Source organism: Burkholderia sp. L27(2015) (genome assembly GCF_009765705.1).
GTDB lineage: Bacteria > Pseudomonadota > Gammaproteobacteria > Burkholderiales > Burkholderiaceae > LMUX01.
In genome coordinates, this window is record NZ_LMUX01000021.1 from 1,357,941 (window position 1) to 1,364,393 (window position 6,453).

At 58.4% G+C, this 6,453-nt stretch carries 4 protein-coding genes; 1 reads left to right on the plus strand and 3 read right to left on the minus strand.

The genetic code is table 11. The features are described 5' to 3' along the window. Window positions 1-82: 82 nt before the first annotated feature. The 3 genes from coq7 to GSQ77_RS24450 all read right to left on the minus strand — a co-directional run bounded on the left by coq7 (window position 83) and on the right by GSQ77_RS24450 (window position 4,885). Window positions 83-712 carry a 2-polyprenyl-3-methyl-6-methoxy-1,4-benzoquinone monooxygenase gene (gene coq7 / locus GSQ77_RS24440; protein WP_158905649.1) on the minus strand — a complete coding sequence of 210 codons (630 nt, stop codon included), beginning with the start codon at window positions 710-712 and terminating at the stop codon, window positions 83-85. Window positions 713-927: 215 nt separating this feature from the next. After that, window positions 928-2,610, minus strand: a complete 1,683-nt coding sequence (locus GSQ77_RS24445) for a long-chain-fatty-acid--CoA ligase (RefSeq protein ID WP_158905651.1) — start codon at window positions 2,608-2,610, stop codon at window positions 928-930. A 196-nt stretch (window positions 2,611-2,806) separates the two neighbouring features. Then, entirely contained in the window at window positions 2,807-4,885 is a 2,079-nt protein-coding gene (locus GSQ77_RS24450) for a molybdopterin-dependent oxidoreductase (RefSeq protein ID WP_158905653.1), read from the minus strand. Between the two features lie 170 nt (window positions 4,886-5,055). Here GSQ77_RS24450 and GSQ77_RS24455 point away from each other — a divergent pair, with 170 nt between their 5' ends. Further along, a complete protein-coding gene (locus GSQ77_RS24455) occupies window positions 5,056-6,246 on the plus strand; it encodes a M20 aminoacylase family protein (protein WP_158905655.1) in 1,191 nt (396 codons plus the stop codon). The last annotated feature ends 207 nt before the right edge of the window (window positions 6,247-6,453 follow it).

Below are 6,453 nucleotides of genomic sequence, written 5' to 3' on the forward strand. Positions count from 1 at the left end.
GGGTCGAGGCGGCTTCACGATAGGATCGATTGGGCGGCAACAAGCGCAAAAAACGCCGCCCCTTCCAAAGGATAGTCGGAATTCAGAGATAGTACGCGGTACGTGTCATGACTTTCGCGCAGGCTCTCATCAAACCCTTGACTGGGGCGGGGAGCTCGATCGCACCGGCGTCGGAAGCGGCGCGAGCATGCGCCATTTCCTCTACGCGCATTTGTTCGACGATTGCCCGAGAGCGCAGATCGGCTTCGGGTAATTGCTCCAGATGGCTGTCGAGGTGCAACTCGACCTGGCGCTCGGTTTCGGCCATGAAGCCCAAGCTGAGACGATCGCCAAAACGACCCGCGATAAATCCCATCGTAAGCGCTCCCGCATACCAGAGCGGGTTCAGCAGGCTGGGGCGCGAGTCCAATTCGGTGAGCCGCTCGGCGGTCCAGGTCAAGTGGTCGACCTCTTCACGCGCGGCATGCTCGAAGGTTGCCTTCAGCGTTGACGATGCGGTTGCCAGCTTTTGTGACTGATACAGCGCTTGCGCACAAATCTCGCCGACATGATTCACACGCATCAGTCCCGCTGCGTGCTTTTTTTCCGCATCGCTGAGTACGGCTTCGGGTTCGTCGAGCACAGGCTTGGGCGTGGGTCGGTCGGCTTGGGTGATGCCGTTGACGACCCGTAAGCCATGGTCAAATTCCTGAATAAAGCGATCTAAGGACATGCGTGGACTCCGGTTCGAAACGCGCGCATTGCAACGGCAATGTGCATTGCGCCATACCGGTATTTTGTCACATCGAACCCGCTCAAGCGCCCATTGGAGAAATCGGCACCGGCTCGCGTGGAGCAATCGACACCGGCCCGTGTAATGCCGAGCCGCTTCGTCCGAGGATGGCGCCCCGGTGCGCCACCCTCTTTGCGCACGGATTAACCCTTGAATCAGCCCTTGATGGTGGCTTCATCGCGCAATTCACGCCGCAGAATTTTACCCACGTTGGTCTTGGGTAACTCCGTGCGAAACTCGATTTTCCTCGGCCGCTTGTAGCCCGTGAGTTGGTCTTTGCAATAATTGAGCACATCGCTTTCGGTGAGGTTGGGATCGCGCTTGACGATGAACAGTTTGACCGCCTCGCCCGAATTGGCGTCGGGGATCCCGACAGCCGCGACTTCGAATACACCCGGGATCTTGGCAACCACGTCTTCGATCTCGTTCGGGTAGACGTTGAAGCCGGAGACCAGAATCATGTCTTTCTTGCGATCGACGATTTTAAGGTAGCCTCGCTCGTCGAAGACACCAATATCGCCCGATTTAAAGAAACCGTCGGCGGTCATCACCTTCGCGGTCTCCTCCGGACGCTGCCAATAACCGGCCATGACCTGGGGTCCCTTGATGCAAATCTCGCCGCGTTGACCCGTTGGAACTTCCATGTCCGTGTCGTCGCGTATCGACACCACTGTCGAGGGGAGCGGCAAACCGATCGTGCCGGAATATTCCGCTGAATCGGCCGGGTTGCAACTGACGCAGGGCGATGTTTCCGACAGGCCGTAACCCTCGATGATCGGCGCACCCGTGACTTTGTACCAACGCGTCGCGACAGCTTCCTGGACCGCCATGCCCCCCCCGTTGGCGGCGATAAATCGGGAGAAGTCCAACTTGGCGAAATCCGGATTATTGAGCATCGCGTTGTATAGGGTGTTGACCGCCGGGAAGGTATGGAATGCGTGCCCGCGCAGCGTTTTGACCATGCCGGCGATGTCCCGCGGGTTGGGGATTAGAACGCCCATGCCGCCGGTGCGCAGCGTCAGCAGCGCGCACACGGTCAGCGCAAAGATATGATAAAACGGCAGCGCGACAACGGTGATCAGTTGTTCCTCGGCCGGTACATCCCGGTGAGCCGGTTCCAGCCAGACCTGGGATTGCAGCACGTTGGCCACGAGATTACGATGCAGCAGCATCGCGCCTTTAGCGACGCCCGTTGTGCCGCCGGTGTATTGCAGAAAAGCAATGTCCTCGGAGGTCACTTCTGTCTTGTTGCAGCTCAACCGCGCACCCGCCGACAGCACAGCATTGAAGCGCAGATGCCCCGGCAGATCCCACGCGGGCACCATCTTCTTCACGTGTCGTACGACAAAGTTGACCAGCATCCCCTTCGCGCCCAATCGGTCGCCCATCGATGCGACCACGACGTGTTTGATGGCTGTGTTCTTCACGACTGCCTGCAGCACCGTCGCAAAGTTTTCCAGGATGACGATCACTTCCGCGCCGGAGTCCTTCAGTTGGTGTTCGAGTTCGCGCGGCGTGTAGAGTGGGTTGACATTGACGACGATGGCGCCCGTGCGCAGCACCGCCGACATCGCGATCGGGTATTGCAATACGTTGGGCAACATGACGGCGACACGCGTGCCCCGTTTGACGCCTCGCGACTGCAGCCATGCCGCAAAATTCCTGGAAAGGCGGTCTAGCGCGCCATATGTGAGCCCGCTTCCCATGCATTCAAATGCGGTGCGATCAGCGTAACGGGTGAAGCTCTCCTCGAGCAGCTCGATCAAGGACGGGTAGCCGCTCAGATCTATCTCGACGGGCACCCCGGGCGGATACGATTTCAGCCAGATTTTTTCCATAGGGGGTCTCCCGTTTTATTTTTGAACGATCGTGCGGAAAATGTCATGCTAATCTGGCCCGTCTTTTAGGGCAACGCAAAACCCTAAAGGATATCCTCCAATTGAGTTGTGGCGCTGGGACCTGACTACCCTGCCCGAAAACGCTGTACGGCCGCTTTCGCCCGGCGAGCAGTCCGCTCCCTGCGACGTCGATTATCTATACCGCTGCAATCTCGACCAGACAGTCATAGAACGTGGCGGATCCGCCGAGGTCCGACAACGCTTGGCTGGTCACCTGATTGGCGTTATTGCCGTCTGCCGTGAGCTTTTTCCACCAGATCGACTGGCCAACCACCAAGCCGGGGCGAGCGCGCTCCGTCACGCACGCGCGCAGTTGCATCGAGCCGCGGTCATTATAGACACGCACCTGCTGATGGTGAGCGATCTGTCGGACGTGCGCATCTTCAGGATGCATTTCGATTTCGGGCTCACCCTGCATGCCACGCAAACTATCAACATTGACGAAGCTGGAATTGAGGAAATGCCGAGCGGGCGGCGAAATCATTGCGAGCGGATAGCGCTGCGCAAGCTCCGGCGCATTTTCAGCCGATTCGTACGGCGGCAGGTAATCCGGAAGCGGGTCGAGGCCTTGGCCTTTCAAACGCTCAGAATAAAATTCGCATTTGCCGGAAGGGCTCGGGAACTGTCCCTGTGCAAACGGCGCATCGGGTAGTTTCAATTTAATCCAGCCAGTACGTTCGAGCTCCGACCAATCCGCGCCGGCCAGCCGCTGGTCGTCCCACTTGAAGGCTTGCTTGGCGATGGTTTCATCGCTTTCATAGAGCGCCGGTTCAGTGAGCCCCATGTGCCTGGCAATCCCCCGAAAAATCTCGGTGTTCGGCCGGGCCTCACCGACTGGATCGATCGCCGGCCGGTTCAGCATCACATAAGTGTGACCGTACGACTTGTGCACATCGAGATGTTCGAGCTGCGTTGTAGCAGGAAAGACTAGGTCGGCGTAGTCCGCCGTGTCTGTCTTGAAGTGTTCGAGGACTATCGTGAACAGGTCTTCACGGGCCAGGCCTGCCGTGACTTTGCTCGAATCGGGCGCGATCGCAGCCGGATTCGAGTTATACACCACCAGCGCTTCGACGCGCGGACCGAATGTGGCGTCGCCGGTGTGCAATAACGCGTCGCCCAACGTATTCATGTTGATGATCCGAGGCTGCGCTTCGGGCCATCCCGGTTGCAAGTCAGGGCGTTCGAGCGCGAAAGAATTCGTCGGCGAAAAGCCCGAGGACGAGAGCAGCAAGCCGCCGGCACGATGGCGCCAAGCACCTGTCAACGCTGGCAGGCTGGCGATGGCGCGCACCGCATTTCCTCCGCCGCGCACACGCTGCATGCCGTAGTTCAAGCGGATGGCCGCAGGTTGCGTGGTTCCGTAGGCTCGCGCCAAATCAATAATCTGCTGGGCTTCGATTCCGCATATCTGCGCTGCGCGCTCGGGCGTGTAGGTAAGCGCGCGCTCCCGCAACCCTGCATAGCCTAAGGTGTGACGCTCGACATATTCGTGATCGATCAGATCCTCGGTGATTAGAACATGCATCATCGCCAACGCCAGTGCGGCATCGGTGCCGGGGCGCAGAGCGACATGTTCGTGACACTTTTCGGCGGTCAGCGACCGGTAGGGATCAATGGCGACCAGTCGCGCGCCGCGGCGCTTCGCTTCCTGGGCTCGAGTCCAGAAGTGAAGACTGGAGGTGACGGGATTGCTGCCCCAGATCAGGATCAGTCGGCTTTCTTCGAAAAATTCGAGATGCATCCCGACACCAGCGCCATAGGTATATTTGAGTCCCGCGGCGCCAGCGCTGGCGCATACGGTCCGCTCCAACCGGGAAGCCCCCAGCGTATGAAAAAAACGCCCGGCCACGCTTTCGCCTTGGACCAGCCCCATCGTTCCGGCATAGCTATACGGCAAGATGGCCTGCGGCGCACGCCGAGCAATCTCACCCAGCTTGGTGGCCGCATGGTTGAGCGCTTCTTCCCACGAAATCGGTTCGAAGCGTCCTTCGCCTTTACGGCCAATCCGCTTGAGGGGGGTCGTCAGGCGGTCCGGGTGATACACGCGCTCGGTATAACGCGCGACCTTCGTGCACAGCACGCCCTGCGTCGGCGGATGTGCCGGATCTCCTTGAACCTTGACGGCTCGACCGTTTTCCACCTTGATCTGCAATGCGCAGGTATCGGGGCAGTCGTGCGGGCAGACGCCCTGTATCAATTGGTCGGTATGTCGCATGCGGAGGCGTCTCTATATCTGGGGGCGCAGGCAAACCTGTGCCGAAGCTTCGATTGTATTACACCGGTTTGAGCGATGGTCTCCCACGTGGGCGAACGAGCGCGCAGGCGTAAAATGATGTAAATGCCTCGAATAAAAATACGGCGAGAACTGAAGAAGGAGTGGCTGGTATGAAACTGATCCCTGAAATAACCGCCGCGCATGCCCAAATGCAAGCACTGCGACGAGACATACACGCTCATCCGGAATTACGTTATGAAGAAGAGCGTACCTCCAACCTGGTCGCGGCAAAGCTGGAAAGTTACGGCATCGAGGTGCACCGAGGGCTCGGCAAGACCGGCGTTGTCGGCATGCTGAAGCGCGGCGCCAGCAACAAATCGATCGGTTTGCGCGCCGACATGGATGCGCTGCCGATACAGGAGTTGAATGGATTTGAACACCGCTCCAGAAACAACGGCAAAATGCACGCGTGCGGCCATGACGGGCACACCGCGATGTTACTCGGAGCGGCTCAGCATCTCGCCACCCGCCACGATTTCGACGGCACAGTGGTGTTTATTTTCCAGCCCGCGGAAGAAGGCGGAGCGGGGGCCAAGGCGATGATCGCAGACGGGTTGTTTGAGAAATTTCCTGTCGATGCGGTGTACGGTCTGCACAATTGGCCAGGTATGCCAGCCGGGGAGTTCGGCGTGACGCCCGGCGCTATCATGGCTTCAAGTAATGAATTTCATATTCGCATTACCGGCGTAGGCGGCCACGCGGCTCTACCGCACACCGGTCACGATCCGGTTTTTACCGCGATACAAATCGCAAACGGCTTGCAAAGCGTTATTACACGCAACAAGAAACCCATCGATACCGCGGTGCTCTCGATTACCCAGATTCATGCCGGCGACGCCGTCAACGTGATTCCCGACGTGGCGCGCCTTTCCGGCACGGTTAGGACGTTTTCGGTCGATGTGTTGGATTTGATCGAAACCCGCATGGCCAAGATTATTCAGTCAACAGCCCAGGCTTACGACTGCGAAGCGCATTTCGATTTTCGTCGTAACTACCCGCCGACGGTCAACAGTGAAGCGGAGGCGGCGTTCGCGGCCGACGTGATGCGTAGCGTCGTCGGCGATGACAAAGTGGACGCAAACGTCGAACCGACGATGGGCGCCGAAGATTTCGCGTTCATGCTGTTGGCGAAACCAGGTTGTTATGGCTTTATTGGAAATGGCGATGGCGACCATCGCGATCAAGGACATGGCATCGGGCCGTGCATGTTGCACAATCCCAATTATGATTTTAATGACGAATTGCTGGGGATAGGCGCGACTTACTGGGTGAAATTGGTGGAACGCTATCTCGGGAAATAAGTGTGGGTGCCGCGTTTGGCGGCGCCACGAGCTTTCGCCTGGACGAATAAACTTGCGCGATCGCGTTTCTCGGCTGATTTGGGCGTGTAAGCAGTGGCACGGGGGAGGCGAAACGCAAAAACCCCACCTGAGTAGGTGGGGTTTTTGTTTGAATTGAATAGCCTGACGATTACCTACTTTCACACGGGTATCCGCACTATCATTGGC

Excerpts from the sequence above, each read along its gene's own strand:
- GSQ77_RS24450 (WP_158905653.1), bottom strand. The coding sequence starts at position 4,885 with ATGCGACATACCGACCAATTGATACAGGGCGTCTGCCCGCACGACTGC.
- GSQ77_RS24445 (WP_158905651.1), bottom strand. The coding sequence starts at position 2,610 with ATGGAAAAAATCTGGCTGAAATCGTATCCGCCCGGGGTGCCCGTCGAG.
- GSQ77_RS24455 (WP_158905655.1), top strand. The coding sequence starts at position 5,056 with ATGAAACTGATCCCTGAAATAACCGCCGCGCATGCCCAAATGCAAGCA.
- coq7 (WP_158905649.1), bottom strand. The coding sequence starts at position 712 with ATGTCCTTAGATCGCTTTATTCAGGAATTTGACCATGGCTTACGGGTC.